Annotated in this window: 24 protein-coding genes, 2 rRNA genes, 1 pseudogene and 1 riboswitch; of the genes and pseudogenes, 21 read left to right on the forward strand and 6 right to left on the reverse strand. The window is 70.9% G+C overall.

Annotation, left to right across the window (positions count from 1 at the left end):
• The 12 genes from JXZ78_RS22735 to JXZ78_RS22795 all read left to right on the forward strand — a co-directional run.
• Window positions 1-106, forward strand: a 23S ribosomal RNA gene (locus JXZ78_RS22735); the annotation flags it as partial.
• A gap of 76 nt (window positions 107-182) precedes the next feature.
• Window positions 183-299: ribosomal RNA gene (gene rrf, locus JXZ78_RS22740) — 5S ribosomal RNA — on the forward strand.
• A 265-nt stretch (window positions 300-564) separates the two neighbouring features.
• The gene (gene clsA, locus JXZ78_RS22745) at window positions 565-1173 is read left to right on the forward strand and encodes a cardiolipin synthase ClsA (protein WP_030019924.1); all 609 of its coding nucleotides are present in this window, start codon (window positions 565-567) and stop codon (window positions 1171-1173) included.
• A gap of 117 nt (window positions 1174-1290) precedes the next feature.
• Window positions 1291-3786 (forward strand): mannose-1-phosphate guanyltransferase, encoded by a 2496-nt coding sequence (locus JXZ78_RS22750; protein WP_030019925.1) that lies wholly within the window; start codon window positions 1291-1293, stop codon window positions 3784-3786.
• A 116-nt stretch (window positions 3787-3902) separates the two neighbouring features.
• Window positions 3903-4817 (forward strand): DUF881 domain-containing protein, encoded by a 915-nt coding sequence (locus JXZ78_RS22755; RefSeq protein WP_030019926.1) that lies wholly within the window; start codon window positions 3903-3905, stop codon window positions 4815-4817.
• A complete protein-coding gene (locus JXZ78_RS22760) occupies window positions 4814-5146 on the forward strand; it encodes a small basic family protein (protein ID WP_003984969.1) in 333 nt (110 codons plus the stop codon). Before JXZ78_RS22755 ends, JXZ78_RS22760 begins: the two co-directional genes overlap by 4 nt.
• Window positions 5146-6135 (forward strand): DUF881 domain-containing protein, encoded by a 990-nt coding sequence (locus tag JXZ78_RS22765; protein ID WP_238783306.1) that lies wholly within the window; start codon window positions 5146-5148, stop codon window positions 6133-6135. Before JXZ78_RS22760 ends, JXZ78_RS22765 begins: the two co-directional genes overlap by 1 nt.
• Before the next feature lie 148 nt (window positions 6136-6283).
• A complete protein-coding gene (locus tag JXZ78_RS40340) occupies window positions 6284-7099 on the forward strand; it encodes a double zinc ribbon and FHA domain-containing protein (protein WP_208870149.1) in 816 nt (271 codons plus the stop codon).
• A gap of 17 nt (window positions 7100-7116) precedes the next feature.
• Window positions 7117-7863, forward strand: a complete 747-nt coding sequence (ftsR, locus tag JXZ78_RS22780; protein WP_030019929.1) for a transcriptional regulator FtsR — start codon at window positions 7117-7119, stop codon at window positions 7861-7863.
• A gap of 53 nt (window positions 7864-7916) precedes the next feature.
• Entirely contained in the window at window positions 7917-8390 is a 474-nt protein-coding gene (locus tag JXZ78_RS22785) for a bifunctional nuclease family protein (protein WP_003984965.1), read from the forward strand.
• 186 nt (window positions 8391-8576) lie between these two features.
• On the forward strand, window positions 8577-9179 hold the full coding sequence (locus JXZ78_RS22790) for a MerR family transcriptional regulator (RefSeq protein WP_030019930.1): 603 nt from the start codon (window positions 8577-8579) through the stop codon (window positions 9177-9179).
• 333 nt (window positions 9180-9512) lie between these two features.
• On the forward strand, window positions 9513-11210 hold the full coding sequence (locus tag JXZ78_RS22795; protein ID WP_033037652.1) for a DNA polymerase IV: 1698 nt from the start codon (window positions 9513-9515) through the stop codon (window positions 11208-11210).
• On the opposite strand, the gene JXZ78_RS22800 is transcribed toward JXZ78_RS22795, so the two are convergent.
• Window positions 11114-11503: a PRC-barrel domain-containing protein gene (locus tag JXZ78_RS22800; RefSeq protein WP_030019932.1), complete on the reverse strand. Its 390-nt coding sequence runs from the start codon at window positions 11501-11503 to the stop codon at window positions 11114-11116. The two genes, JXZ78_RS22795 and JXZ78_RS22800, sit on opposite strands and share 97 nt — an antisense overlap.
• A 114-nt stretch (window positions 11504-11617) precedes the next feature.
• Window positions 11618-11715, forward strand: a riboswitch (glycine riboswitch).
• A gap of 188 nt (window positions 11716-11903) precedes the next feature.
• Here JXZ78_RS22800 and gcvP point away from each other — a divergent pair.
• A complete protein-coding gene (gene gcvP / locus JXZ78_RS22805) occupies window positions 11904-14789 on the forward strand; it encodes an aminomethyl-transferring glycine dehydrogenase (protein ID WP_030019933.1) in 2886 nt (961 codons plus the stop codon).
• 160 nt (window positions 14790-14949) lie between these two features.
• Here gcvP and JXZ78_RS22810 read toward each other — a convergent pair whose 3' ends face one another.
• Together JXZ78_RS22810 and JXZ78_RS22815 are read right to left on the reverse strand one after the other, a co-directional pair.
• The gene (locus JXZ78_RS22810) at window positions 14950-15156 is read right to left on the reverse strand and encodes a DUF5999 family protein (protein WP_030019934.1); all 207 of its coding nucleotides are present in this window, start codon (window positions 15154-15156) and stop codon (window positions 14950-14952) included.
• 364 nt (window positions 15157-15520) lie between these two features.
• Window positions 15521-16108, reverse strand: a complete 588-nt coding sequence (locus JXZ78_RS22815; protein ID WP_030019935.1) for a hypothetical protein — start codon at window positions 16106-16108, stop codon at window positions 15521-15523.
• A 620-nt stretch (window positions 16109-16728) separates the two neighbouring features.
• On the opposite strand from JXZ78_RS22815, the gene JXZ78_RS22820 reads away from it, so the two are divergent.
• Window positions 16729-18255 (forward strand): glutamate-cysteine ligase family protein, encoded by a 1527-nt coding sequence (locus JXZ78_RS22820; RefSeq protein WP_030019936.1) that lies wholly within the window; start codon window positions 16729-16731, stop codon window positions 18253-18255.
• Between the two features lie 485 nt (window positions 18256-18740).
• Window positions 18741-19469, forward strand: a complete 729-nt coding sequence (locus JXZ78_RS22825) for a CPBP family intramembrane glutamic endopeptidase (RefSeq protein ID WP_050502452.1) — start codon at window positions 18741-18743, stop codon at window positions 19467-19469.
• A 161-nt stretch (window positions 19470-19630) separates the two neighbouring features.
• Here the strand turns inward: JXZ78_RS22825 and JXZ78_RS22830 are convergent, their stop codons facing one another.
• Complete coding sequence (locus JXZ78_RS22830) at window positions 19631-20455, reverse strand: PhzF family phenazine biosynthesis protein (protein WP_030019938.1); 825 nt, start codon at window positions 20453-20455, stop codon at window positions 19631-19633.
• A gap of 223 nt (window positions 20456-20678) precedes the next feature.
• Complete coding sequence (locus tag JXZ78_RS22835) at window positions 20679-21482, reverse strand: aminotransferase class IV family protein (RefSeq protein WP_030019939.1); 804 nt, start codon at window positions 21480-21482, stop codon at window positions 20679-20681.
• Between the two features lie 160 nt (window positions 21483-21642).
• On the opposite strand from JXZ78_RS22835, the gene JXZ78_RS22840 reads away from it, so the two are divergent.
• Window positions 21643-21990, forward strand: coding sequence for a MerR family transcriptional regulator (locus tag JXZ78_RS22840; protein WP_030019940.1), 348 nt, complete (start codon window positions 21643-21645; stop codon window positions 21988-21990).
• 110 nt (window positions 21991-22100) lie between these two features.
• Window positions 22101-22367, forward strand: coding sequence for a hypothetical protein (locus JXZ78_RS22845; RefSeq protein WP_030019941.1), 267 nt, complete (start codon window positions 22101-22103; stop codon window positions 22365-22367).
• Window positions 22368-22408: 41 nt separating this feature from the next.
• Here JXZ78_RS22845 and JXZ78_RS22850 read toward each other — a convergent pair whose 3' ends face one another.
• Complete coding sequence (locus JXZ78_RS22850; protein ID WP_030019942.1) at window positions 22409-22780, reverse strand: DUF2199 domain-containing protein; 372 nt, start codon at window positions 22778-22780, stop codon at window positions 22409-22411.
• 122 nt (window positions 22781-22902) lie between these two features.
• On the opposite strand from JXZ78_RS22850, the pseudogene JXZ78_RS22855 reads away from it, so the two are divergent.
• The 4 genes and pseudogenes from JXZ78_RS22855 to JXZ78_RS22870 all read left to right on the forward strand — a co-directional run.
• Window positions 22903-23113, forward strand: a pseudogene (locus JXZ78_RS22855) (GNAT family N-acetyltransferase); the annotation flags it as partial.
• Window positions 23114-23479: 366 nt separating this feature from the next.
• Entirely contained in the window at window positions 23480-24082 is a 603-nt protein-coding gene (locus JXZ78_RS22860; RefSeq protein ID WP_030019943.1) for a PadR family transcriptional regulator, read from the forward strand.
• 277 nt (window positions 24083-24359) lie between these two features.
• On the forward strand, window positions 24360-24890 hold the full coding sequence (locus tag JXZ78_RS22865) for a Clp protease N-terminal domain-containing protein (RefSeq protein ID WP_030019944.1): 531 nt from the start codon (window positions 24360-24362) through the stop codon (window positions 24888-24890).
• Window positions 24891-25194: 304 nt separating this feature from the next.
• A complete protein-coding gene (locus JXZ78_RS22870; RefSeq protein ID WP_106968781.1) occupies window positions 25195-26346 on the forward strand; it encodes an EamA family transporter in 1152 nt (383 codons plus the stop codon).
• Window positions 26347-26490 lie beyond the last annotated feature (144 nt).

Here is a 26490-nt window from a genome sequence, read left to right on the forward strand (position 1 = left end):
CTTGATGGGGTAAGGCTCCCAGTAGACGACTGGGTTGATAGGCCAGATATGGAAGCCCGGTAACGGGTGGAGTTGACTGGTACTAATAGGCCGAGGGCTTGTCCTCAGTTGCTCGCGTCCACTGTGTTAGTTCTGAAGTAACGAACTCGCCTTGCCGGCTGGAGTTGTTATCTTCATAGTGTTTCGGTGGTCATAGCGTTAGGGAAACGCCCGGTTACATTTCGAACCCGGAAGCTAAGCCTTTCAGCGCCGATGGTACTGCAGGGGGGACCCTGTGGGAGAGTAGGACGCCGCCGAACAATTTTTGATAGTGGGAAGCCCCGCACCGTATGGTGCGGGGCTTTCTGCGTTGTGCGCCCAGACCCCGGCCGGCGCGGTCCGGAAGGCGGCAAGGCCCGGAGGCAGCACGCCCCGGAAGGCGCCCGGCGGTCCTGTCGAACCGCTCACCGGTTATGTGGGGTGTTGTCGGGCGGTATCCGGACAGGGGGCCCGCGGTGTGCCGGGAGGGAGCGGCCAGGTAAGGTCAGGGGGCATCGTCGGTACGTTCCCACAGGAGGCCCCCGGGTGGAGGTCCAGGAGACGCGCGTCCAGACGGATCGTGTCCTCACCATCCCGAACATTTTGAGCATGGCTCGTCTCGTCGGCGTGCCGGTGTTCCTGTGGTTGATCCTGTGGAAGGAGTTCGGCGGCCCGGACACCAAGTACTGGGCGCTGCTGGTGCTGGCGCTGAGCGGCGTCAGTGACTACCTCGACGGCAAGCTGGCCCGCCGCTGGAACCAGATCAGCAGCCTGGGCCGGATCCTCGACCCGGCCGCCGACCGGCTGTACATCCTCTCCACCCTGGTCGGCCTGACCTGGCGCGGAATCCTTCCGCTCTGGGTCACCGCGGCCCTGCTGGCGCGTGAACTGATGCTGCTGATCGCCGTCGCGGCCCTCGCCCGCCACAAGTACGGACCTCCCCAGGTGAACTTCCTGGGGAAGGCGGCTACATTCAACTTGATGTATGCCTTCCCGTTGCTGCTGCTCAGCGACGGAGAAGGCTGGCTCCACACGCTCGCTGAAATTTTCGGATGGGCGTTCGCCGGATGGGGTACAGCACTGTATTGGTGGGCAGGGATCCTCTATGTGGTCCAGGTCCGCCGGCTCATCAAGGCGGACACCAAGGCCGACTGAACTCGCCGTATGTTTTCGCACCCGGCCCGACCGGGTGCCGAAGACGGAGAACGGTAACTCTCCCGGACGGGCGAAGTCGGCAGGACCGTCGTCTGTTTCGAGGAGGACGCTTCCGACATGAAGGCCGTTGTGATGGCCGGTGGTGAAGGCACCCGCCTTCGCCCCATGACGTCGAGTATGCCCAAGCCGCTGCTGCCCGTGGCCAACAGGCCGATCATGGAGCATGTGCTGCGGCTGTTGAAGCGGCATGGGCTCAGCGAGACCGTAGTGACCGTGCAATTCCTGGCGTCGCTCGTCCGGAACTACTTCGGTGACGGGGAAGAGCTCGGTATGGAGCTCACCTACGCCAACGAGGAGAAACCGCTCGGGACGGCGGGCAGCGTGAAGAACGCCGAGGAGGCGCTCCGCGACGACGCTTTCCTCGTGATCTCCGGAGACGCGCTCACCGACTTCGATCTCACCGACCTGATCCGTTTCCACAAGGAGAAGGGCGCGCTCGTCACCGTCTGCCTCACGAGGGTCCCCAATCCTCTGGAATTCGGTATCACGATCGTCGACGAGGAAGGCAAGGTCGAGCGTTTCCTGGAGAAGCCGACCTGGGGTCAGGTCTTCTCCGACACGGTGAACACGGGCATCTACGTCATGGAGCCCGAAGTATTCGACTATGTGGAACCCGACGTCCCGGTGGACTGGTCGGGTGATGTCTTCCCGCAGCTCATGAAGGAGGGCAAGCCGGTCTACGGCTATGTCGCCGAGGGCTACTGGGAGGACGTCGGTACCCACGAGAGCTATGTGAAGGCCCAGGCCGACGTCCTCGAGGGCAAGGTCGACGTGGACATCGACGGCTTCGAGATCTCGCCGGGCGTCTGGGTCGCCGAGGGCGCCGAGGTGCACCCGGACGCGGTACTGCGCGGCCCGCTGTACATCGGCGACTACGCCAAGGTGGAAGCCGGCGCGGAGCTGCGCGAGCACACCATCGTCGGGTCGAACGTCGTCGTCAAGAGCGGTGCCTTCCTGCACAAGGCCGTGGTGCACGACAACGTGTACATCGGGCAGCAGAGCAACCTGCGCGGCTGTGTGATCGGCAAGAACACCGACATCATGCGGGCGGCCCGGATCGAGGACGGAGCCGTCATCGGCGACGAGTGCCTCGTCGGTGAGGAATCGATTGTTCAGGGCAACGTCCGGGTCTATCCGTTCAAGACCGTCGAGGCCGGTGCCTTCGTCAACACGTCGGTGATCTGGGAGTCCCGCGGCCAGGCGCACCTGTTCGGCGCCCGCGGCGTCTCCGGCATCCTGAACGTCGAGATCACCCCCGAGGTCGCGGTCCGGCTCGCCGGCGCGTACGCCACGACCCTGAAGAAGGGGTCCACGGTCACCATCGCCCGGGACCACTCCCGGGGCGCGCGGGCGCTGAAACGCGCGATGATCTCCGCGCTCCAGGCCAGCGCCATCGACGTACGGGACGTGGAGAACGTGCCGCTGCCGGTCGCCCGGCAGCAGACGGCCCGGGGCAGCGCCGGCGGCATCATGGTCCGTACGACACCGGGCGTACCGGACTCCGTCGACATCGTGTTCCTGGACGAGCGCGGTGCCGACCTCTCACTGGCGCGCCAGCGCAAGCTGGACCGGGTCTACGCGCGCCAGGAGTACCGCCGGGCCTTCCCCGGCGAGATCGGCGACCTGCACTTCCCGTCCAGCGTCTACGACTCCTACACCGGGTCGCTGCTCAGGTCGCTGGACACCGAGGGCATCGGCGAGGCGGGTCTGAAGGTGGTCGTCGACGCCTCCAACGGCAGCGCCGGTCTGGTGCTGCCCAGCCTCCTGGGGCGGCTCGGCGTCGACTCGCTGACCATCAATCCCGGCCTGGACGAGTCCCGGCCGACGGAGACCGCCGACGCCCGGCGCGCCGGGCTGGTCCGGCTCGGGGAGATCGTGGCCTCCGCGCGGGCGGCCTTCGGGGTGCGGTTCGACCCGGTCGGCGAGCGGCTGTCGCTGGTGGACGAGCGCGGCCGGATCATCGAGGACGACCGGGCGCTGCTGGTCATGCTCGACCTGGTGGCCGCCGAGCGGCGCAGCGGCCGGGTGGCGCTGCCGGTGACCACGACCCGTATCGCCGAGCAGGTGGCCGCGTACCACGGCACGCAGGTGGAGTGGACGACCACCTCGCCCGACGACCTGACCCGGGTGGGCCGCGGGGACGACACCATTTTCGGCGGTGACGGCCGCGGTGGGTTCATCGTTCCGGAGTTCAGCAGCGTCTTCGACGGCGCGGCGGCGTTCGTACGGCTGATCGGGCTGGTGGCCCGTACCCAGCTCACGCTCAGCCAGATCGACGCGCGGATCCCGCGCGCGCATGTGCTCAAGCGGGACCTGGCGACGCCGTGGGCCGTCAAGGGCCTGGTCATGCGCCATGTGGTGGAGGCCGCCGGCGACCGGTCGGTGGACACCACCGACGGCGTACGGGTGGTCGAGGCCGACGGGCGCTGGGTGCTGGTGCTGCCGGACCCGGCGGAGGCCGTCACCCATCTGTGGGCGGAAGGCCCGGACGACGCCTCGGCCCAGCAGCTGCTGGACGAGTGGTCGGCGGTGGTGGACAGCGCGGGCCGCTGACCCCCGGCGGGCGTGAACGCGTCCGTACCGTCCCGTGACGCCACCGGCGTGCCGCGATTCGGCGCGCCGGTGGGGCCATTGGGTGACTGCGGCGCCGACGTGCGACGATGTGCGGCATGTCGCAGCAGCGCCCCGACCGGAGCACCCCTCACCAGGCCTCGCGCCCCGACGCCTCGATGTCGCTGCTGACCAACGTCATGGACCACGCCCTGGACGACGGGTACGCGGAAGCGGCGGAGCGCAAGGCCGCGGCGGGGGTGCGGGGCCTGCCCCGTACCCTGCGGGCCAAGTTGGGGCTGGCGGCGGGCCTGGTGCTCGCCGCGGTGGTGGTGACGGTCGGCGCCGCCCAGGCGCGGATATCGGCTCCCACCCTGGCGAAGGAACGCGAAGAGCTGATCAACCGTATCGAGCACGGCACGGCCGACGCCGACGCGGTGCAGAAGCGGGTCGACGCGCTCCGTGACGATGTGGGGACGATGCAGCGCGAGGCGCTGAAGAAGCACGGCGGCGACCGGGCCGAGCTGCTGGCGCTGCTGGCCGGCTCGACACAGGTGACCGGCCCCGGGGTGAAACTCGTCGTGGACGACGCCAAGTCGGCCAAGTCGAGCGGCGGGGGGCCGCGGGAGAGCACCGGCTTCTCGGACACCGGGCGGCTGCGCGACCGGGATCTGCAACGGGTCGTCAACGGTCTCTGGGCGTCCGGCGCCGAGGCGGTCTCCGTCAACGAGCAGCGGCTGACGTCCCTCTCGGCGATCAGAGCCGCGGGAGACGCCATACTGGTCGACAACAAACCGCTGGTGCCGCCGTACACGGTGCTGGCGGTGGGGGACGGGCACAAGCTCGCGACCGCGTTCCAGGACAGTGCGGACGGCCAGTACTTGGACGTGCTGCGCAAGAACTACGGGATTCGTACGAAGCTTTCCGCGGAGAACGAGGTCAGGCTGCCGCCCGCGCCCAGTTTGATCGTACGTACAGCACAGCCGAAGGCCGGTGCCCCGGGTGGCGCCGACACAGGGAAGGGCACATCGTGATCGCCGTACTGGGCCTCATCGTGGGAGTCGTGGTCGGGCTTGTGGTCCGACCCGTGGTGCCGACGGTGGTCGAGCCCTACCTGCCGATCGCTGTCGTCGCGGCGCTGGACGCCGTCTTCGGCGGTCTGCGCGCGATGCTGGACGGCATCTTCGACGACAAGGTCTTCGTCGTCTCGTTCCTGTCCAACGTGGTGGTCGCCGCGCTCATCGTCTTCCTCGGCGACAAGCTCGGCGTCGGCGCCCAACTGTCCACCGGTGTGGTCGTCGTACTGGGCATCCGCATCTTCTCCAACGCCGCGGCCATCCGCCGGCACGTCTTCAGGGCCTGATGCCGATGGCTACGGACGACACCCCCGAGCGGGACGGCACGCCGCCGCGACCGGGCGGCGGTACCCCGCGGGAGCCGCGGCAGGAGCCGCCCGGCGGATCCGGCGGTGCGGACCGCGGGCCCGGTGGAGCGGACCGGCCGGCCGACCGGCGGCCGATGCCGCCCGAGAGCCGGTCGCAGGAGCCGCGGGACGGCGCGGGACGCGCCGCTGACGAGGCGCCGGCGGCAGGTACGGACCAGGCGGCCGGGCCCGGTGCGGCAAAGCCGGAGATGACCGGACGGCAGCGTCTGGCGGCCGGTCTGTGGCCGCCGCGGCTGACCCGGGCCCAACTGATCGTGGCCCTGCTGCTGTTCATTCTCGGTCTCGGCCTGGCAATTCAGGTACGTTCCACGAGTGACAACAGCGCACTACGGGGCGCGCGGCAGGAGGACCTGGTGCGCATCCTGGATGAATTGGACAACCGTTCGCAACGCCTGACGGATGAACAGCGCAGGCTGGAGGGCCAGAAGACCGAGCTGGAGAACAGCTCGGACCAGGCCGAGGAGGCCCGGAAGCAGACCGTGGAGAAGGAGCAGCAGCTCGGCGTGCTGGCGGGGACGGTGGCGGCCCAGGGGCCGGGCATCAACCTGACCATCAACGATCCGACGCACTCCGTCGAGGCGGACAAACTGCTGGACACCGTCCAGGAGTTGCGGGCGGCCGGCGCGGAGGCCATTCAGATCAACGACGTACGGATCGTGGCCGATTCGTACCTGTCGGACGTCCGCGGCGGCGTGGAGGTCGACGGCCGACACGTCACCCAGCCGTACCGTTTCAAGGTGATCGGCAAGCCCGAGGACCTGGAACCGGCGCTGAACATCCCTGGCGGTGTGGTGCAGACTTTGGAGAAGGAGCAGGCCACTGTGTCGGTGAGCCGTGACGGGAAGATCATCGTGGACGCCTTGCGGGAGGCGAAGCGGCCTGACTACGCTCGGTCGTCATCGCGGTGAGCCGGCGACGAATGCGGACGCTTCGGGTCGGGCATGAGGGAGCGGGGGGTCGGCGCACCGTACGGGTGGTGCGTGGTGGAAACTGTGTGAAGGCCACGGACGTTAACAAGATGTCCGGATCGGCCGGTGTGTGCATCGAGGGTTCGTCCTGCCCCACGGGCGGGTCTGTTTCGTTCAAGGGGAATCGCCCGTGAAGTTGTTTGCAAAGCTGTTCGGCAAGAGCGCACGCCAGGAGGGCGGCAGCGGCTCGGCCAAGCACCGCGCCTCGCGCCAGCCCGAGGAGAGCGGCGCCGGCGGAGAGCGTCCGCTCTTCCGCGACCAGGTCGGTGGCCCCGGAGCGCCGGGTGCTCATTCTGTTGACCCCTCCGTGCCCGGCCGCATAGGTTCCCAGGGACCGTCGGCCGCGAACACGGGTGGAGGGGTTGCCTTGCCGGTCTGTACGAGGTGCGGTCACCGCAACGCCGAGGCGAGCCGGTTCTGCTCCAACTGCGGAGCGCCGCTGCGCCCCGGGGCGCAGGCCGAGCGTGCTTCCGAGACGACCTCCACCATCTCCATCTCGGGGCTGGAGGCGTACGACGCGGAGACGACGGGGCAGACGGCGGTGCCGTCGCTGTCCCCCGAGGCGCAGGCGGCCGTCGAGGCGCTGCCCATGGGTTCGGCCCTGCTGGTCGTGCGCCGCGGCCCGAATTCGGGCAGCCGCTTCCTGCTGGACGGCGATCTGACGACGGCCGGGCGGCACCCGCAGAGCGACATCTTCCTGGACGACGTGACGGTCTCGCGCCGCCACGTGGAGTTCCGCCGCGGCCAGGACGGCGGCTTCACCGTCGCCGACGTCGGCAGCCTGAACGGCACGTACGTCAACCGTGAGCGCATCGACTCGGTGCCGCTCGCCAACGGTGACGAGGTCCAGATCGGCAAGTTCCGGCTGGTCTTCTACGCGAGCCAGCGGGGCGTCGGCTTCTGACCGGCCAAGGAAGGCATATGCACCGCACTGCGCCGGGTGGTGCCGGGTCCGCCGGCACCACCTCGGACGGCAAGCTGATGAGCATCGGTACGGTGCTCAACGCGCTGCGCGACGAGTTCCCCGAGGTCACCATCTCCAAGATCCGTTTCTTGGAGGCCGAGGGGCTCGTCGAGCCGCGGCGCACTCCGTCCGGATACCGCAAGTTCAGCGCGGACGACGTCGCCCGGCTGGCGGCCGTCCTGCGGATGCAGCGTGACCACTATCTTCCGCTGAAAGTGATCCGCGAGCACCTGGACGCCCTCGCCCGTGGCGAACAGGTGCCGCTGCCGGCCCCCGCCGCGCCCGCTGGGGAGCTGTTCGAAGGTCTCGGGGAGTCGGCCGGTGACCTGCCCACGGCCGCCCGCATCGGCCGGGCGGAGCTGCTGGCCACCGCGGAGGTCGAGGAGGCCGAGCTCGCCGACTGGGAGGCGTACGGACTCATCGTCCCGGACGCCGACGGCGGGTACGACATCGAGGCCGTGACGGTCGCCAGGCTCGTCGCCGAACTGGGGCGATTCGGACTGGAACCCCGCCACCTGCGGGCGGTCAAGGCGGCCGCCGAACGGGAGGCCAACCTCGTCGAGCAGGTCGTCGCGCCGCTGCGCCGGCACCGCAATCCGCAGACCAGGCAGCACGCCGAGGCCACGGCCAGAGAGCTGGCCACGCTGTCCGTACGGCTGCACGCGGCCCTGGTCCAGTCCGCCCTGCGGGTCCGGCCGACGTGAGCAATGGGTGGCCCGACTACCCAAACCGCCCGGGCACGTCCTAGGGTTGCTGTGTGAACGAGCTCGATGTCGTGGGTGTCCGGGTGGAAATGCCTTCCAACCAACCGATCGTGCTCCTACGGGAGGTAGGAGGCGACCGTTACCTGCCCATTTGGATCGGGCCGGGGGAGGCCACCGCCATCGCCTTCGCCCAGCAGGGGATGGCCCCTGCCAGGCCGCTGACGCACGACCTCTTCAAGGATGTGCTGGAAGCGGTGGGCCAGGAACTGACCCAGGTCCGCATCACGGACCTGCGCGAGGGGGTCTTCTATGCCGAACTGGTCTTCGCCAGTGGTGTCGAGGTCAGCGCCCGTCCGTCCGACGCCATAGCGCTGGCGCTGCGCACCGGTACGCCGATCTACGGGACCGACGGAGTCCTCGACGACGCGGGCATCGCCATCCCGGACGAGCAGGAGGACGAGGTGGAGAAGTTCCGCGAGTTCCTCGACCAGATCTCGCCCGAGGACTTCGGCACCAACAGTCAGTGAGCCGGGTGCGCGGAGGGCCGTCTTCCGCGCATTCGAGTAGCCTTTCCCCGTCCTGGGGCACGAGAAACCACTCGCAGGGTGATTATCACTCGGCGTGGCGAGCGCGGCGATCGTTGACGCACCCCGAGTGACTGCATACCGTCGATGAGGCAGGTCCCGTCCGGGACGTGGAGGACGGAGGTCGGCGTGGCAATCACCGGCGACGGTACGGCGGCGGAAGGGGCGTTGCCGCTCCACCCCGGGGCTGTTGACCGCACCCCGGCACAGGCCGCCGAGGTGCCGGCGGACCGCGGGGCGGAAACCATCGGCTACCGAGGCCCGACGGCGTGCGCGGCCGCGGGAATCACCTATCGCCAGCTCGACTACTGGGCCCGTACGGGGCTCGTCGAGCCGAGCGTTCGGCCCGCCTACGGGTCGGGCACCCAGCGGCTCTACAACTTCCGGGACGTCGTCGTCCTGAAGATCGTCAAGCGGCTGCTGGACACCGGGGTGTCCCTGCAGAACATCCGCACCGCCGTCCGGCACCTGCGCTCGCGCGGGCTGTCCGACCTGGCGAGGATGACCCTGATGAGCGACGGCGCGACGGTCTACGAGTGCACCTCGCCCGACGAGGTCGTCGACCTGCTCCAGGGCGGGCAGGGCGTCTTCGGCATCGCGGTGGGCGTGGTGTGGCGCGACGTGGAGGGCGCGTTGTCGCAGCTCCACGGGGAGCGGGTGGACACCGGCGAGACGCTGGTCCGGCACAACCCGCACGACGAACTGGCGCGGCGGCGCAACCGGGCGGGCTGAGCGGCCGACGGGGCGGCGTGGGGTTCCAGGCGCCGGGTCCTGCGGCGTTCTGAGGCCGGGCCCTGGCGGGTCGATTTCGGCTCGCCGGCGCGGGACCGGGTGTGACGGCGCGGGCCTCTGGGCGAGACGGATCGCAGACGGGCGTCGGGCGTCGGCCGCCTCGTACGCCCGTCACGGCGGCCCGGCGCGTCTCTGCCGCAACAGGAGCACCCCTGACACCTCCGGGCCCCAGGAGACTTTTCCAGCGCCTCGAAGGGTGCCTCACGGCCTTCCGGGCTCGTCCGGCGAGGCCGGTCGGCGCGATTGTCAGTGGTGTGGGGGAGCATCAGTCGTGTGAGACGTGCGCCGACGATCCTGCATCTGGACATGGATGCGTTCTTCGCGGCCGCCGAGCAGGCGGCCAAGCCGAGCCTGCGCGGAAAGCCCGTGGTGGTCGGCGGGATCGGCCCGCGCGGCGTGGTCTCCACGGCCTCGTACGAGGCCCGGGTCTTCGGGGTCCGCTCGGCCATGCCCACCGCGCAGGCCCGCCGCCGCTGTCCGAACGCGGCGTACCTGACCCCGCGCTTCACCCTGTATCGCCAGGTCAGCGACGTGGTGATGGAGCTGCTCCACGAGCTGTCGCCGCTGGTGGAGCCGCTCAGCCTGGACGAGGCGTTCGTGGACCTGGAAGCGGGCGGTGTCGCGGCGGACACCGCGGCGGTGCGGGCGGTGGGGGAGCGGCTGCGGCGGGACATCCGCCGCCGGACGGGACTGACCGGGTCGGTGGGGCTGGCCGGCGCCAAGATGCTGGCCAAGATCGCCTCGGAGCAGGCCAAGCCGGACGGCCTGGTGGTCATCGAACCCGGCACCGAGCGGGAGCTGCTCGGCCCCATGACGGTGCGTACGCTGCCCGGCGTCGGCCCGGCCACGGCGGAGACCCTGCGCCGGGCGGGCATCCACACGGTCGCCGAGACGGCGGAGGCGGGGGAGGCGGAGCTCGTACGGCTGCTGGGCAAGGCACACGGCGTCGGGCTGTACGCGATGGCGCTGGGCCGCGACGAGCGGCCCGTGGTGGCCGAGCGGGACGCGAAGTCCATATCGGTCGAGGACACCTTCGAGGTGGACCTGACGGACCGGACGCGGGTGCGCGCCGAGGTGACGCGGCTGGCGGACCGGTGCGTGCAGCGGCTGCGGGCGGCCGGGCGGTCCGGCCGGACCGTCGTGATCAAGGTGCGTAACTACGACTTCTCGACGCTGACCAGGTCGGAGACGCTGCGCGGGCCCACGGACGACCCGGGGGTGGTGCGGGAGGCCGCGGCCCGGCTGCTGGACCTGGTGGACACGACGGGCGGCGTACGGCTGCTGGGTGTGGGGGTGACCGGTCTCGCGGATTTCACGCAGGAGGACCTGTTCGCCCAGGTGGCGACGGAGAAGGCGGCCGAGGAGGAGGCCGAGCGGGAGCGCCGGGCGGCCGACGAGGCCGCGCGCATGGCTGTCGACGAGCCCGAGCGGCCCCGGCGCTGGCTCCCGGGGCTCGACGTGATCCACGACGAGCACGGAGCGGGCTGGGTGCAGGGCAGCGGCGTGGGCCGGGTGACCGTCCGGTTCGAACAGCCGTGGTCCGGGCCCGGGCGGGTGCGCACGTTCCCGGTCGAGGACCCCGCGCTGCGGCCCGGCGAGCCGCTGCCGCTGGTGGGCGGTCCGCCGGACGGGTGGCGCGACGGTCTGCCCGGTGGGGCGGGCGGCTCCGGCGGCCGTGGGGACCGCGAGGCCGGGAGCCTGGACGGGCCTGCTCCGCAGAGCGGCGGTCCCGCGGGGCCCGGGCAGGCCGCCGGTCCGGGACAGGCCGGTGGTCCAGAACCGGCCGGTGGTCCCGCCGCCCTCGGGAAGACCACCTCGCCCGGCGACGGCGGAACGGAGGAGTCCGGCACCCACGAAGCTCTTCCGCCCGGCGTTCAGTCCTCCGCGCCGGCCACCCTTCCGAACTCCGTGTCGGCCGGTGCGGCGTCCGACCCGGGCACGGGATCGGGGGCCGGGATGTCCAGACGGTAGTGGTGGTAGAGCTGTAGTTCCTGCTCCGGCGAGAGGTGGCGGCCCACCCCGAAGTCCGGCGCGTCCCTGATCAGCTTGCGGTCGTAGGGGACGTGCAGCGCCTCGTCGACCAGATCGCTGGGCTCCAGGGGGACGAACGCGTCCCGGCTGAAGATCCCGGTGCGTACGGCCGCCCATTCCGGTTCACCGGTCGCGTCGTCCAGGTACACCTCGTCGACGGTGCCGATCTTGGTTCCGTTCTTGTCGAACGCCTTGCGGCCGATCAAGCTGCGGGGATCGATATCGGTCTGCACGGTCCCTCCAAGTGGTCGCAACTGCCTTGTGACAACTACCAAACGGCACAATTCATGCCCCGGCCACTCGAAGGAACGCCCGTTCGCCGCGCTGGTAGGCTGGCGAACGGCTGTCGACCCCATGCGGGAGAGTCCTTCGTCGATCGTGGCGGAGGCGCCGAAGGAGCAACTCCTCCCCGGAATCTCTCAGGCTCACGTACCGCATGGACGAGGTCACTCTGGAAAGCAGGGCGGGCCACGGACGGGCACAGCGCCGGAACCCTTCCTCACCGACGGTGAAAGCCGGTACCGCGTGCGGGGCCGGTGAAGCTCTCAGGTTGAGATGACAGAGGGGGAGGCCGTCCGGGCACCAGCGCCGTGGTGCCCCGCGCAGGTCGAAACGACCAGGAGGCCCCCGCAGATGACCACCACCCGCAGCTCCCTGACCGAGCTGGAACGAGGCACCCCGTTCGAGCAGCGGCACATCGGCCCCGGCCCGGAGGCCCAGGCCAAGATGCTGGCGCAGGTCGGGTTCGGATCGCTGGACGAACTGACCGCGGCCGCCGTACCGGACGTGATCAAGAGCGCGGAGGCGCTGGGCCTGCCCCAGGGCCGTACGGAGGCCGAGGTCCTCGCCGAGCTGCGGGCGCTGGCCGACCGCAACCAGGTGCTCGCCCCGATGATCGGGCTCGGTTACCACGGCACGTTCACCCCGCCGGTGATCCTGCGCAACGTGATGGAGAACCCCGCCTGGTACACGGCTTACACCCCGTACCAGCCGGAGATCTCCCAGGGCCGGCTCGAAGCGCTGCTCAATTTCCAGACCATGGTTGCCGACCTGACCGGGCTGCCGACCTCCGGCGCCTCGCTGCTGGACGAGGGCACGGCCGCCGCCGAGGCGATGTCTCTCTCGCGGCGGGTGGGCAAGGTCAAGCAGGGCGTCTTCCTGGTCGATGCCGACTGTCTGCCGCAGACCGTCGCCGTGATCGAGACCCGCGCCGAGCCGACCGGCGTCGAGGTCGTGGTGGCCGACCTGTCCGAGGGCATCCCGGCGGAGGTGGCCGAGCGCGGCGTCTTCGGTGTGCTGCTCCAGTACCCCGGTGCCTCCGGCGCCGTACGGGACCCGCGTGCCGTCATCGAGCAGGCGCACGAGCTGGGCGCGATCGTGACGGTCGCCGCCGACCTGCTGGCGCTGACGCTGCTGACCTCGCCGGGCGAGCTGGGCGCCGACATCGCCGTCTGCACCACGCAGCGGTTCGGCGTCCCGATGGGCTTCGGCGGTCCGCACGCCGGATTCATGGCCGTACGGGAGAAGTTCGCCCGCAGCCTGCCCGGCCGGCTGGTGGGAGTCTCGGTGGACGCCGACGGCAACAAGGCGTACCGGCTCGCCCTCCAGACGCGTGAGCAGCACATCCGCCGGGAGAAGGCCACCAGCAACATCTGCACCGCGCAGGTGCTGCTCGCGGTGATGGCGGGCATGTACGCCGTCTACCACGGCCCGGACGGCCTCGCGGCCATCGCGCGCCGTACCCACCGCTACGCGTCCATACTCGCGGCGGGCCTGCGGGCCGGCGGGGTGGAGGTCGTGCACGGCGGCTACTTCGACACGCTGACCGTACGGGTGCCGGGCCGGGCCGCCGAGGCCGTCGCCGCGGCCCGCGAGGCAGGCGTCAACCTGCGGCTCGTCGACGCCGACCTGGTGGGCGTCGCCTGCGACGAGACCACCGGACGCGCGCAGGTGCACGCGGTGTGGAGGGCCTTCGGGGTCCAGGCCGACATCGAGCAGCTCGACGCGACCGTGGCCGACGCGCTGCCCCAAGGGCTGCTGCGCGGCGACGCGTACCTGACGCACCCGGTCTTCCACCAGCACCGTTCCGAGACCGCCATGCTGCGCTACCTGCGCCGTCTGTCGGACAAGGACTACGCCCTGGACCGCGGCATGATCCCGCTCGGCTCCTGCACCATGAAGCTGAACGCGACGACCGAGATGGAGCCGGTCACCTGGCCCGAGTTCGGGCAGCTGCACCCGTTCGCGCCGGTCGAGCAGGCGCAGGGCTACCTCACCCTCATCGCGGAGCTGGAGGAACGTCTCGCCACGGTCACCGGCTACGACAAGGTCTCCATCCAGCCGAACGCCGGTTCGCAGGGTGAACTGGCCGGCCTGCTGGCCGTACGGGCGTACCACCGCGCCAACGGCGACGAGCAGCGCACCGTCTGCCTGATCCCGTCCTCCGCGCACGGCACCAACGCCGCCAGCGCCGTGATGGCCGGCATGAAGGTCGTCGTCGTCAAGACCGGCGAGGACGGCGAGGTGGACACCGACGACCTGCACGCCAAGATCGAGCAGTACCGGGACCAGCTCGCGGTGCTGATGGTGACCTACCCGTCCACGCACGGCGTGTTCGAGGAGCACATCACGCAGATCTGCGCGGCCGTGCACGACGCGGGCGGTCAGGTGTACGTGGACGGCGCCAACCTCAACGCGCTGGTCGGCCTCGCCGAGCCCGGCAAGTTCGGCGGCGACGTCTCGCACCTGAACCTGCACAAGACCTTCTGCATCCCGCACGGCGGCGGCGGTCCCGGCGTCGGCCCGGTCGGCGTGCGCGCCCACCTCGCGCCGTACCTGCCCAACCACCCGCTGCAGCCCACCGCGGGCCCGGAGACGGGTGTCGGTCCCATCTCGGCGGCGCCGTGGGGTTCCGCGGGCATCCTCCCCATCTCCTGGGCGTACGTCCGGCTGATGGGCGGCGAAGGCCTCACGCGCGCCACCCAGGTCGCGGTCCTCGGCGCCAACTACATCGCCAAGCGCCTGGAGCCGCACTACCCCGTGCTCTACACCGGCCCCGGCGGCCTGGTCGCGCACGAGTGCATCATCGACGTACGGCCGCTGACCAAGGCGACCGGGGTGAGCATCGACGACGTCGCCAAGCGGCTGATCGACTACGGCTTCCACGCGCCGACGATGTCCTTCCCGGTGGCCGGCACGCTGATGATCGAGCCGACCGAGAGCGAGGACCTGCACGAGCTGGACCGCTTCTGCGACGCCATGATCGCGATCCGCGCGGAGATCGAGAAGGTCGGCTCGGGGGAGTGGGACAAGGACGACAACCCGCTGCGCAACGCCCCGCACACCGCGGCGGCGCTCGGCGACGCGTGGACGCACCCGTACACCCGGGAGGAAGCGGTCTTCCCGGCCGGCGTCGAGGCGGCGGAGAAGTACTGGCCGCCGGTACGCCGGATCGACGGTGCGTTCGGTGACCGCAACCTTGTGTGCTCCTGCCCGCCCATGGAGGAGTACGACGGCTGATCCGCCGTCGGCGCGCACCGCTCACGGTCGCGCGGCATGCGAAGGGCCCTCGGCGTCGATGCCGGGGGCCCTGTTGTCCGTTGTGCTCATTTGTCGGCCGGCCGTCGGTCCGTACCGTGCCGTGCTGTGCGGTTCCGCGCGGTGCCGTGCGCCGAGGTGATCAGGCGGCGGTGGCCACGTGCGGCGTGCCCAGGACCCGGTGCGGCGCGATGACCTGGCCGTCCGGCAGCAGTTCGCCGGTGTCCTCGAACAGGAGGACACCGTTGCACAGCAGGCTCCAGCCCTGCTCCGGGTGGTGCGCCACCAGATGGGCGGCCTCCCGGTCGGCGGAGTCTGCGGTCGGGCACGGCGGTTGGTGCTGGCACATGGATGATGTCTTTCGCTGCGATGTGGTCTGATTCGTCCTGCGGCTCGACGAGATGCTCATGGCCGCTCCCCCGTTTCAGTAGGTCGATACCAGTGTTGCCCCACGGGCCGGATTCCGCAGGGATTTGGCTGCAGCGGCACTCACTAGATAATGACGCATCACCCGTGCGGTCGGTTCATTTCAAGTGCGTCCCTGTCACGGGGCGTTGGGAGCTGGGCGGCCGCCTACTCCGCGCGGGTGAGCACAGCGGAGCGCCCCGCGTCCGTGAAGGGCGCGGGGCGCGTTCCTGTGAGGCGGTGTGCTCCTGTGCGCGGTTGCGTCGTACGACCGCGGCCGGTCGCCGTGGAGGACCCCCTGCCGGGTCTCAGGCCGGCGACCCCAGCAGGGGCGCCGGCGCGAGGCGCAGGGTCAGCCGGGGCAGCAGGTCCGCCACCCGGTGCGGCCGGTGGGCGGCGATGCCCGGCGGGGCCGGCGCCAAGGGGACGAGGACGTCACCCGGGGCGGGCACCCCCTCGGAGCCGTCCGCCGAGACGTCGTGGTGCAGCCACAAAGTGAGCATGTACAGCTCCGGCACGGACAGCAGCCGCGGCTGGTACGGGGTCGGTACGGACTCCGCCTGTCGCAGTGCCCGTTCGGTCGACGTGACGTAGGGGCCCTCGCAGAAATGCGAGAAGGTCCAGCCGTCGGCCGTGAGCATGGCTTCCGCGGTCGCCACCGACCGTTCGCCGCTGCGGATCAGGAAACGCCAGCCGGTGAGCCGGGTACGGGGTGGCCCGGCGGGGTGGCTGACATCGTCCAACACGTATACGGGAAGGGGGAGTTCGGGGCTCAGTGGGCCCTGGTGGGCGCGGAGGGCGGGGGTGCGGGCCTCGCGCACGGCGGTGGGGGAACCGAGGGCGGCGAGGACGCTGCGGAGGGCAGGCGCGGGGGCAGGGGGAACATGCAGCGGCATGGTGGGTCGCCTCTCACTTGGGAGACACGGTGGTGCTGGGCATGGTGCGGACGGCGTCGTCAGCGTGCGGGGTCAGAGCGCCAGTACTTGGCCGACCGGGGATGTCGGCCCGGCGGGGTCAGCCGCTTTGCCACAGCCCCGGTGGAACACCGCAACGCTGGGCGCCAACTCTCTGCCTCGTCAGCGAAGTTTATACGACGTGTGTTCACCAAGTGTTTCGGCTAGCCGTTCAGCGGATTGCCGACAAGGCGGAATCCAGACCCCTCCGAAAGGGGTTTTCGGTGCCTTTGTGCGGTGTCCGGCGCCACGGCCTGGTATTCCGCCGTGAACACGGTAGGCCGGATCCGGACGGCCATTTAGCGGATCTCGACGGTATTCACCACGAAACCCTGAGCCGGCCTCCGGTCCCGACGGTATGCCCTCGGAATGTGCCAGCCCGTACGTCTCCCGCAGCCTACCGGTTCCGGCGCACGTCCGAGGCGTTGTCGATCGGATTGCCGGGCATCATCGACCGTAGCGCGATCGCCGGGCCCGCCGGGGAACCCGGCGGACCGGGCGCTGCCGGAAGGCCCCGGCCGGCCTGCCGGGCCGGGCCCGTCGACACGAGGAGGGACGCTCCGATGGGGGAGAAGGTTGCGGCGGGCGGCACCGGTCTCACCGACCGGCAACGCTATCGGAGAAAGCTGAACGAGTGTCTGACGGGATTGCAGAGGCTCCTGAAGGACAAGCGCTTCGACCGCCCCAAGAATCTGATGGGGCTGGAGATCGAGTTGAATCTCGCCGGTCCCGACGGTATGCCGCGGATGATGAACTCGCAGGTGCTGGAGCGCATCGCGAGCCGCGATTTCCAGACCGAACTGGCCCAGTGCAATCTTGAAGTAAATATTCTTCCGCACCGGCTCTCCGGACGCGTCCTCGACCAGCTCGCCGAGGAACTGCGCACGGGCCTGGCCTATGCCGACCGCAAGGCCGCCGAAGTGGCCGCCCGTATCGTGATGATCGGTATTCTGCCGACTCTGGCCGCCGAGGACCTGGTCGCCTCCAACCTTTCGGAGATCGACCGGTACGTCCTGCTCAACGACCAGATGCGGGCCGCGCGCGGCGAGGACTTCGAGATCGACCTGGAGGGCGTCGAGCGGCTGGTCTCCTCCTCGGCCTCCATCGCGCCCGAGGCCGCGTGCACCTCGGTGCAACTCCACCTCCAGGTCACCCCGAACCGCTTCCCCGCCGTGTGGAACGCGGCCCAGGCCATCGCCGCCGTCCAGATCGCGGTCGGCGCCAACTCGCCGTTCGTCTTCGGCCGCGAACTGTGGCGCGAGTCGCGCCCCCCGGTCTTCCAGCAGGCCACCGACGTCCGGCCGCCCGAGCTGCGGGCCCAGGGCGTGCGTCCGCGCACCTGGTTCGGGGAACGCTGGATCGACACCCCGTCCGACCTGTTCGAGGAGAACCTGCGCTTCTTCCCGCCCCTCCTGCCCATCCACGCGGACGAGGACCCCCTCGCCGTCCTGGACGAGGGCGGCATCCCGAGCCTGGCGGAACTGGTGCTGCACAACGGCACCGTCTACCGCTGGAACCGCCCGGTGTACGGCGTCGCGGACGGCGTCCCGCACCTCAGGGTCGAGAACCGGGTCCTGCCGGCGGGCCCCACCGTCACCGACGTCATCGCCAACACGGCCTTCTACTACGGGCTGGTGCGGACGCTGGCCGAGGAGCCGCGGCCGGTGTGGAGCCGAATGCCGTTCGCCGCGGCCGCCGAGAACTTCGACACCGCGTGCCGCCGCGGCATCGACGCCGTACTGAAGTGGCCCCGCCCCGGCCGCTCCGGCGGCCTCGGCGAGGTCGCCGCCGTACGCCTGGTACGCCAGGAACTGCTGCCGATGGCCGCGGCGGGCCTGGACGCCTGGGGCGTCGAACCGGTCGACCGCGACCACTACCTCGGCGTGATCGAAGCGCGCTGCCGACGCCGCGTCAACGGAGCGTCCTGGCAGGCCGCTGCCTACCACCACGCGCTCGGCCGCGGCCTGGACCGGGGCGCGGCGCTGGCGGCGATGACCCAGCGCTACAGCGAACTGATGCACTCGGGGGAGCCGGTCCACGCCTGGCCCGTCGAGTGGACCGCCGCGCCGGTGGCGGCGGGGCGGGGGTGAGGAGGCGGGGCGCTCGGCCTCGACGTCGTGGGTCAGGGCGGTAGGCGGCGACGGTCTTCATGGCGTCGGGCCCGTCCGGGACGGTGCTGCGGTCGGCGACGGCCGGGTACTTTCCGGCGGGCCCGACGCCGTACTCGTTCCGCGGACGCACGGGGCTGCCACCGACGTGTTTCAGGCGGGCCGGGCGGCCCGTCGGGGGCGGCGTCGGGCAAGCTATGACGTTCTACTCGTGGCGTTTCATGTAGGACGCCGCTCATGACGTTTCACGGCAGTGGAGCGGCAGTGCGGAACTGGAGGCAGCTGTGCAGTCGGACGCGCGTCCCGTGACCGGTGCGGAATCCCCTGGCCCGAAGCGGCAGGGCCCGGGCGACGGGCGGGACGACGGCGTGGACGGCGGCCCGGGCGGGGGACACGACGGGGAACCGGGCAGGGGGCCGGGCAGTGGCCTGGACGGCGGGCTCTCGCAACGGCTCCTGCGCGGCGAGATGGTGCTGGTCCTGGCGCTCTCGCTCGGCGCGAGCGGTGTCTCCGCGCTCATCAGCTTCATCGGGTCGCTGACCAAACCCGGCGGTCTCAAGGACCAGGCCGCGATGCTGAACTCCTCGCACGCGCCGGGACGCCCGTGGCTCGACCTCGCCTGGCAGCTGTTCGGTATCGCCACCGCGCTCGTCCCCGTCGCGCTGGTGGCGCACCTGCTGATCCGGGAGCGGGCCGGCGGCCTCCGGGCGGTGGGCTTCGACGGGCGCAGGCCCGGGTTCGACGTGGGCCGCGGCGTCGGCGTGGCGGCGGTCATCGGGGGCAGCGGCCTGCTGCTCTACCTCGGCGCGCGGGCGGCCGGCTTCAACCTGACGGTGGTGCCGGAGGGGCTGCCCGACGTGTGGTGGAAGTTCCCGGTGCTGATCGCCTCGGCGGTGCAGAACGCGGTCGTCGAGGAGGTCATCGTCGTCGGCTATCTGCTGCGACGGCTGGGGCAGCTGAAGTGGACCCCGGTGGCCGCGCTGACGGCGAGCGCGGTACTGCGTGGCTCGTACCACCTCTACCAGGGCATCGGCGGGTTCGTCGGGAACATGGTCATGGGCGTGATCTTCGTCCTGCTGTACCGGCGCTGGGGGCGCGTCGGCCCGCTGGTCGCCGCGCATGCGCTGATCGACATCGTGGCGTTCCTCGGGTACGCGCTGCTGGCGGGGAAGGTGGGGTGGCTGCCCACGGTGTGACGGGCGCTGACGAGGGCGGGAGGGAGCGGGCGGGGGCGGATGGTGACGGGCCGGGGGGACGGTGACGGGCGACGGTCGTCGGCTTCGCCGCCGTACGCCGAGGGGCGGGCCCGGCCGGATGCCGCGGCCGGGCCCGCCCGTGGCGGTTCTCAGGGCGTGGCTCAGGGTGCGGTGAGCAGCTCGCCGTCGATGACGGTGACGGCCGAGCCGGTCAGCAGCGTACGGTCGTCGCGCAGTGCGGTCCGTACGAGACCGGTGCGGCGGGCGGGGCCCTGGAGGCCGGTGAGTTCGTCCCGGCCCAGCCTGGCCGACCAGAACGGCGCCAGCGCGGTGTGCGCGCTGCCCGTCACCGGGTCCTCGTCGATGCCCACGGCCGGGAAGAAGCAGCGGCTGACGAAGTCGTAACCGCCGTTGGGGGCTTCGGCCGCCGCGGTCGCGATCACCCCGCGGCCCCCGGGCGAGGCGAGGGTCCTCAGGTCCGGCTCCAGGGCCCGTACGGCCTTCTCGTCGGCCAGTTCGACGAGGAGGTCCCCGAGCTGTTCGCCGGTGTCGTACGCGCCGCGGATCTCCACGCCCAGCGACGCGGCGACGGCCGGCGGCACCTCGACCGCCGTCAGCGGGGCCGTCGGGAAGTCCATGGTGACCGCGCCGCCGCCGTCGGCCGTCGTGGTCAGCACGCCGCTGCGGGTGGCGAAGCGGACCGTTCCGGTGGCGGTCCCGGTGGTGTGCAGGACGTGTGCGGTGGCCAGAGTGGCGTGACCGCACATGTTCACCTCGGCGGCCGGGGTGAGCCAGCGCAGCGCCCAGTCGGCGTCACCGCCCGCGGGCAGCGGGTGGGCGAAGGCGGTCTCGGAGAGGTTGACCTCGGCGGCGACCCGCTGGAGCCAGGCGTCGTCGGGGAAGCCGCCGGCGTCGAACAGGACGACGCCGGCGGGATTGCCGCCGAAGGGGCGGTCGGTGAAGGCGTCAACGATACGAATCCTCATGGCCTGGAGCTTAGGAGTCCACCTCTGGCATGACTAAGGCCAATCGGATTCATGTGGACTGATTTTTGTCCGTGTCGGGCTCGTATCAGAAGAAGTGGCTGCCTGTCGGAGGGTGTGGTGGAAGCCAGTCAGGGGGACATGCCTCGGGGCGTGGCTTCCCGCTTCCGTGCGTGGCTCCCCGTTTCCGTGCGTGGCTCCCTGTTTCCGTGCGTGGCTCCCTGTTTCAGGGCGCGACGAGCGGCTCGGCCTCGTACGCGCGGTGCAGCAGTGCCAGGAAGTCGGGTGCGTCCGGCAAGGAGGCGGAGCCGATCCGGTGGACGGCCACACCCGGCGTCCACGAGTTCATGACCACCCCGCCGGCCAGCGCGGGCAGGTCGGCGAGAGTGACCTCCTGGACGCGCTGGGGGACACCGAGACCGTCCAGCTGCCGCCGGACGATGCCCATCGTGGTGCCGCCCAGCATCTCGGCCTCCGGCCACACCACCGCGGTGCCGTCCCAGAAGGCGAGGTTCCAGATGGATGCCTCGCTGAGCCGGCCGCGGCGGTCGACGAAGGCGGCGTCGTCGAAGCCGCGCCCCACGGCCTGCCGGAGGAAGTACGTCTTGCCCACCTCGCCCACGTGCTTCACGGCCGGAAGGGTCCGCTCGTGCTCGACCGGCGCCAGCGCCAACGGCCCCTGCGGCCCCGACGCGGCCGGGCCCGTACGGACCAGCACCTCGGGCTCCACCTCGGCCCCCGCCACGGTGAATTCACCTGCCGGCGAGTACACGGTGGCCGTCAGCGACAGGTCGGCCGGCCCAGCCTCCAGCGCCGTCCTCAGGTGGCCCCGTATCCGGTCGTCGGCCACCGCCCGGCCGAACATGACCTCCGAGGCGGTCCGCAGCCGCTCCAGGTGGAGGTCGAGGCCCCGGACCCGGCCCCCGCGCACCTGCATGGCGGTGAAGTGGGCGTAACCCGCGAACGCGAGCGGCGCCAGGTCCCCGGCCGTCGCCGCCCGGCCGTCACGGTGCACAACGAAAGAGGTCACGACATCACTCCAGCTCGTACGGGAAGAGGGGGTGGCGGCAGCGGCCCGTCTTCCGGATCATGGACGGCGGGCGCGGAACGATCGTTCCGTGCACGACGTTAAGGCTTCACACCAATGGAAAGGTCAAACTCGCATGGGACGGGGCAGTGGGGCGGGGCACATGCTGATCGGGGAGTTGTCCCGGCGTACCGGAGTCAGTACGCGGCTGCTGCGGTACTACGAGGAGCAGGGCCTGCTGAACGCGGAGCGCGGCCCGAACGGCTACCGCTGCTACGACGACGACACGGAGCTCACCGTGCGCCAGGTCCGCGCCCTCCTGGACGCGGGGCTGACCACCGAGGCGATCCGCGCGGTGCTGCCGTGCGCGCGGGGTGAGCAGCCGGAGCTCGAAATGTGCGTGGACGTTCGAACCGTCCTGAACCGGGTACTTGCGGACACCGACGCACGCATCGGCGACCTCCAGCGCAGCCGTAGCGCCCTCGTGGGCTACTTGGAGGCGAAGTCCTGACCCGGCGGGTCACCAGCGGAGCGGCGCTTCCTGGGGCGTGACGGGGACCGGGGACACTCGGGGCCGTGCACGGTGCTGCGACACCTGCGGCAAACCGGGAGGTCGTACGGATGCGGAAGCGGAGACGGCTGCAGTGGCGGACGCAATATCCCCTGTCCAAGCGGATGGTCAGGCATCTCCGCCGGGCGCGGTGGGCCTTCGTGGCCTTCTCCCTGTTCGAACTGACCGCGTTCTCCCTGGCCCTGACGGGAGAACAGCCGAGCACCTGGACCCTGATCTGGACAGGCTTCGGCACGGTCTACTTCCCTCTCGTACTCCTCATGACCCATCGGCTCCTGCGCAAGGACAGCAGGGTACGAGCGTCACGAGAGGAGTGACGCCGCCCTGCGGCCCGGCTCCGTCCCTGGACCGCTGCGGATCAGGCGTCATCGCTGGTGGGGTGGAGAACAGCCGCCGCGATGTCGCGCACGCGGTCCAGCGTGATGCCGTGGCGCTGTTCAACGGCGAGGGGGTGTTCGGTGGGCTCCAGCTCGATGAAGGGGAGCTGACCGACGGGACGAGTGTGAACGTGGGTCTTCAGGTTGACGGTGCTGGGCGAGTACGGGGAAAGCTCCGTGGACAGCCACCCGAAGTACGGGCCCTCGGCCTCACGTCCGGGGGCGTGCCGCATGTCCGCTGCGCGAGAGAAGTTGTCCCTGCTCAGGGAGGGGGCCGTGGTCGAGTAGTGCATCGGCAGCTCTGCGTGGCGCCGGCCGCAGCATGAGCAGGGGAAACCGGGGATGTTGGTCATGAACGAGAGACTGATGACCGGCTCCGGCGCAACGAGGTCAGTCGCCTTTCCAGGTCAGCAGCTTGCTTCGGCGTGGCCTCCCGGCGGTCCGGGCTGTGCCCGGTCGGCTGGGTCGGGGTGGATGGCCGAGGCGGACGGCTCATATCGGCGTACTGACGGCGCCGCAAGCGCGCGGGCGAGGACTGGCACGGGTGACGGGCGCAGCGGCGGTCGGTCATGCTCTCGCTGTCGGGCTGCTGCCGCAGTGGCGCGCGCCCTGCCGCCTCCCGGCGTGTTGCGGCGGCATTGGGTTTCGAGGAGCTGGGTTTCCAACTCGGCATCGAAATCGCTTGAAAGAGGAGCGGTGCGGCTCGGTGGGGGCCGAGAGCCGATTCTCACCACCTTCGAGGCGCAGTCCCTCAGCAGCAGTCGGTCCCGCTCCAGCCGCGACGCGAAGCCGACGAGCTGCTTGATCGTCGTCGGCCAGTTCCAGCCCTCAGTGGCGTGACCAGGTGCGCTGAACGGAGCCCCGAACGACTCGGTTCGCTGGGGCTTCGCTGAGACGACGACTCGGTTGAGTGAGGCAGGTCCAGGTCCAGGACTCGCCGACCTCGGGCGTTGCCATCCGAACAGTTCCGATATATCGTTGAGGCATCGCGAACGATCAAAATGATGTCGCGATTGATCATTGATGCAACCACGACACGGAAGGAGCGCCTTATGCGTTCCCATGGACACGAGCACCACGGACACGGCCGGCGCGGTGGCCGCGGAGACTACGAAGGGCGGTTCGAGGAGCGGCGTGCCGCGTTCGGGCCGTTCGGGCCGCCCTTCGGTGGGCCGTCGTTCGGCGGCCGGGGCCGCGGTGGCGGGCCGCGTGGCCGGGCGCGGCGCGGTGACGTACGCGCCTCGATCCTGGCCCTGCTGAAGGACCGGCCGATGCACGGCTACGAGATGATCCAGGAGATCGCCGAGCGCAGTGGCGGAGCCTGGAAGCCGAGCCCCGGCTCGGTGTACCCCACCCTCCAGCTCCTGGAGGACGAGGGGCTGATCAGCAGCGCGAGCGAGGGCGGCAAGAAGCTCTTCTCGCTGACCGAGGCCGGGCGTACGGAGGCGGAGAACGTCGCCGACGCGCCCTGGGAGGAAGCCGGCCGAGGCGTCGACTGGGAGGCCATGAACGAGATCCGTAAGGCGGGCGGCGGCCTGGTCGACGCGTTCCGGCAGGTGTGGGCCACCGGTACGCCCGAGCAGCGGGAGAAGGCCATCTCGGTGGTCAACAAGGCCCGCAAGGAGCTGTACCTGATCCTCGCCGAGGACGAGTGAGCCGCTCGCCGTCGCACGCGCGGGGCTGAGGCGCGACGATGACACGTGAGTTCGGCAGGGGCCGTGACCGGAGGACCGGGTCACGGCCCCTTTTGTGTCCGGACGGGTCTGCGAAGGTTTGAGGTGGTGGTGTGCGTCCCACTCGGGCCCGGGGGTGGCGCGTCGTCTCTCCTTCGCAAGGATGAGATTCCGGAAAGGCGTGCCCAACCACGGGCGGATGCGCAAATGCTTCCCGCCGGGGATGTTCCGGACGTCAGCTGCTGGTGGGGTGGGGACTGTGCAAAACCGTACTGCGTACAACAGTGGAGGGGGCTCGCCCCGCGAGGACCTCGAAACGCGGCTCACCGCGGAGCTCGCGTCGGTGATCTCCGCTGCCCGCAGGCGTGCCACGCGGGACGGTGACCGTCAGGTGGACACGGCCCACCTGCTGCACGGGCTTCTGGAGTCGGACCCGTCGGTACGGGCGGCGTTCGACGGCGGAGCGCAGATCGCCCGGCTGCTCGGCTATCTCGTCCAGCGCAGCATCGGGTACGGCCTCCAGTGGCACGGCACCGTCGAGGATTCCGGCGCGGTGCCGATGGTGACCGAGGGCGTCGCGCCGGGCTGGTCGCCTGCCGCGGCCGCCGCCCTGGACGGCGCACTCGACCGCGCGCACGCCCGGTACGCGACCCATGCCGCCTGCCTGGACCTGCTCGCGGCTCTCGTGGACGACCCCGAGTCGCGCGCGGTCGAGGTGCTGCGCAGGGCCTCGGTCGACACGGAACGGCTGGCGGCCCGGCTGGACGGGGACCGGTCCGGCCAGGAATGACAGGCGTGACAGGGGTGACGCTGCTGACGGCTCCTGTCATGATGTGCCGATGCGTGCGTCTACGGGGAGTGGAGCGGCTCCGGGGGTCGGCGGGGGCCTGGGGGAGCCGGGGGCGTCCGGGAAGCCGGGGGCTTCGCAAGTCTTGACGGTCTCACAAGCTTCACGAGCCTCACAGGCCTCGCCGGTCTCGAAGGCGTCGCGAGCCTTGCGGACTTCGGGAGGGCCGAGGGGGGCGTCGGGTGCGGAACGTCCGGAGAACGGTGACCCGACCGGCCGGAGCCGGAGCGTCGGGCTCACCCTGGCGCTGATCTCCGCGTTCGCCTTCGGCGGTTCGGGAGTGGCCGCGAAACCCCTGATCACCGCCGGTCTCGACCCCTTGCACGTCACCTGGCTGCGGGTCGCGGGCGCCGCCCTCGTCATGCTGCCCGTCGCCTGGCGTCACCGGCGGCTGCCGCTGCGCCGCCCCGCCCTTCTCGCGGGCTTCGGCCTGCTCGCCGTCGCCGGCGTCCAGGCGTGCTACTTCGCGGCGCTCTCCCGCATCCCCGTCGGGGTCGCGCTGCTCATCGAATACCTCGCGCCCGCGCTGGTGCTCGGCTGGGTGCGGTTCGTCCAGCGGAAGCCGGTCACGCGGGCCGCGGCGATCGGCGTCGTCCTGGCGGTCGGCGGGCTGGCCTGCGTGGTGGAGGTGTGGGCCGGTCTCCGTCTCGACCCGGTCGGGCTCGCTCTGGCGCTCGGCGCCGCCTGCTGCCAGGTCGGTTACTTCATCCTCTCCGACCACGGCGGCGACGGTGCGGACGCGGCGGATCCGCTGGGTGTGATCGCGTACGGGCTGCTGGTCGGCGCGGCCGTGCTGACCGTGGTCGCGCGCCCCTGGGAGATGGACTGGCCGGTACTCGGCGGCAGCGCCTACCTGGACGGCACCCGGGTGCCCGCCGTCCTGCTGCTCGTGTGGATCGTGCTGATCGCCACCGTGCTGGCGTACGTCACCGGCGTCCTGTCGGTGCGCAGGCTGTCTCCGCAGGTGGCGGGGGTGGTGGCGTGCCTGGAGGCGGTGATCGCGACGGTACTGGCGTGGGTGCTGCTCGGCGAACACCTCACCGCGCCGCAGGTCGTGGGGGGACTGGTGGTGCTGGCCGGCGCGTTCGTCGCGCAGTCGGCGACGCCGAAGGCGGGCCGGACGGACGAGAGGGGCGGGGGAGACGCGGCGCCTGTACGGGCGGGCGGGGCCGCATCGGGTGTGGACGTACCGGACGAGGACGCATCGGGCGGGACCGGATCGGGCGAGGGTGTACCCGGCGAGGCCGTACCGGACGAGGACGCGCCGCGCCGGGCCGACACGGACGAGGCCGCGAAAGGCGGCACTCCGGGTCTCGAAGACGGCACCGCAGGTCTCGTGGACGGCACTGCGGATCTCGAAGACGGGCAGGGCTTGTCGGCCGGCCGGCGCACCTCCTAAAGTGCCGATCATGCGATTGACCGTGCTGCCCCCTCCTGCCGCGTAGCGCGGGCGGCGGTCTCCGAACGAGAATCCGCCCCGGGCCTGACGTGATCCGCAGGACGCGTACCGCCCCGGGCCGGTCGCTGCTGCCCGCACACGGGA

Source organism: Streptomyces monomycini, from assembly GCF_022271435.1.
Lineage (GTDB): Bacteria > Actinomycetota > Actinomycetes > Streptomycetales > Streptomycetaceae > Streptomyces > Streptomyces monomycini.

Excerpts from the sequence above, each read along its gene's own strand:
- JXZ78_RS22750 (WP_030019925.1), top strand. The coding sequence starts at position 1,291 with ATGAAGGCCGTTGTGATGGCCGGTGGTGAAGGCACCCGCCTTCGCCCC.
- JXZ78_RS22755 (WP_030019926.1), top strand. The coding sequence starts at position 3,903 with ATGTCGCAGCAGCGCCCCGACCGGAGCACCCCTCACCAGGCCTCGCGC.
- JXZ78_RS22765 (WP_238783306.1), top strand. The coding sequence starts at position 5,146 with ATGCCGATGGCTACGGACGACACCCCCGAGCGGGACGGCACGCCGCCG.
- ftsR (WP_030019929.1), top strand. The coding sequence starts at position 7,117 with ATGCACCGCACTGCGCCGGGTGGTGCCGGGTCCGCCGGCACCACCTCG.
- gcvP (WP_030019933.1), top strand. The coding sequence starts at position 11,904 with ATGACCACCACCCGCAGCTCCCTGACCGAGCTGGAACGAGGCACCCCG.
- JXZ78_RS22810 (WP_030019934.1), bottom strand. The coding sequence starts at position 15,156 with ATGTGCCAGCACCAACCGCCGTGCCCGACCGCAGACTCCGCCGACCGG.
- JXZ78_RS22815 (WP_030019935.1), bottom strand. The coding sequence starts at position 16,108 with ATGCCGCTGCATGTTCCCCCTGCCCCCGCGCCTGCCCTCCGCAGCGTC.
- JXZ78_RS22820 (WP_030019936.1), top strand. The coding sequence starts at position 16,729 with ATGGGGGAGAAGGTTGCGGCGGGCGGCACCGGTCTCACCGACCGGCAA.
- JXZ78_RS22825 (WP_050502452.1), top strand. The coding sequence starts at position 18,741 with ATGGTGCTGGTCCTGGCGCTCTCGCTCGGCGCGAGCGGTGTCTCCGCG.
- JXZ78_RS22830 (WP_030019938.1), bottom strand. The coding sequence starts at position 20,455 with ATGAGGATTCGTATCGTTGACGCCTTCACCGACCGCCCCTTCGGCGGC.
- JXZ78_RS22840 (WP_030019940.1), top strand. The coding sequence starts at position 21,643 with ATGCTGATCGGGGAGTTGTCCCGGCGTACCGGAGTCAGTACGCGGCTG.
- JXZ78_RS22845 (WP_030019941.1), top strand. The coding sequence starts at position 22,101 with ATGCGGAAGCGGAGACGGCTGCAGTGGCGGACGCAATATCCCCTGTCC.
- JXZ78_RS22850 (WP_030019942.1), bottom strand. The coding sequence starts at position 22,780 with ATGACCAACATCCCCGGTTTCCCCTGCTCATGCTGCGGCCGGCGCCAC.
- JXZ78_RS22860 (WP_030019943.1), top strand. The coding sequence starts at position 23,480 with ATGCGTTCCCATGGACACGAGCACCACGGACACGGCCGGCGCGGTGGC.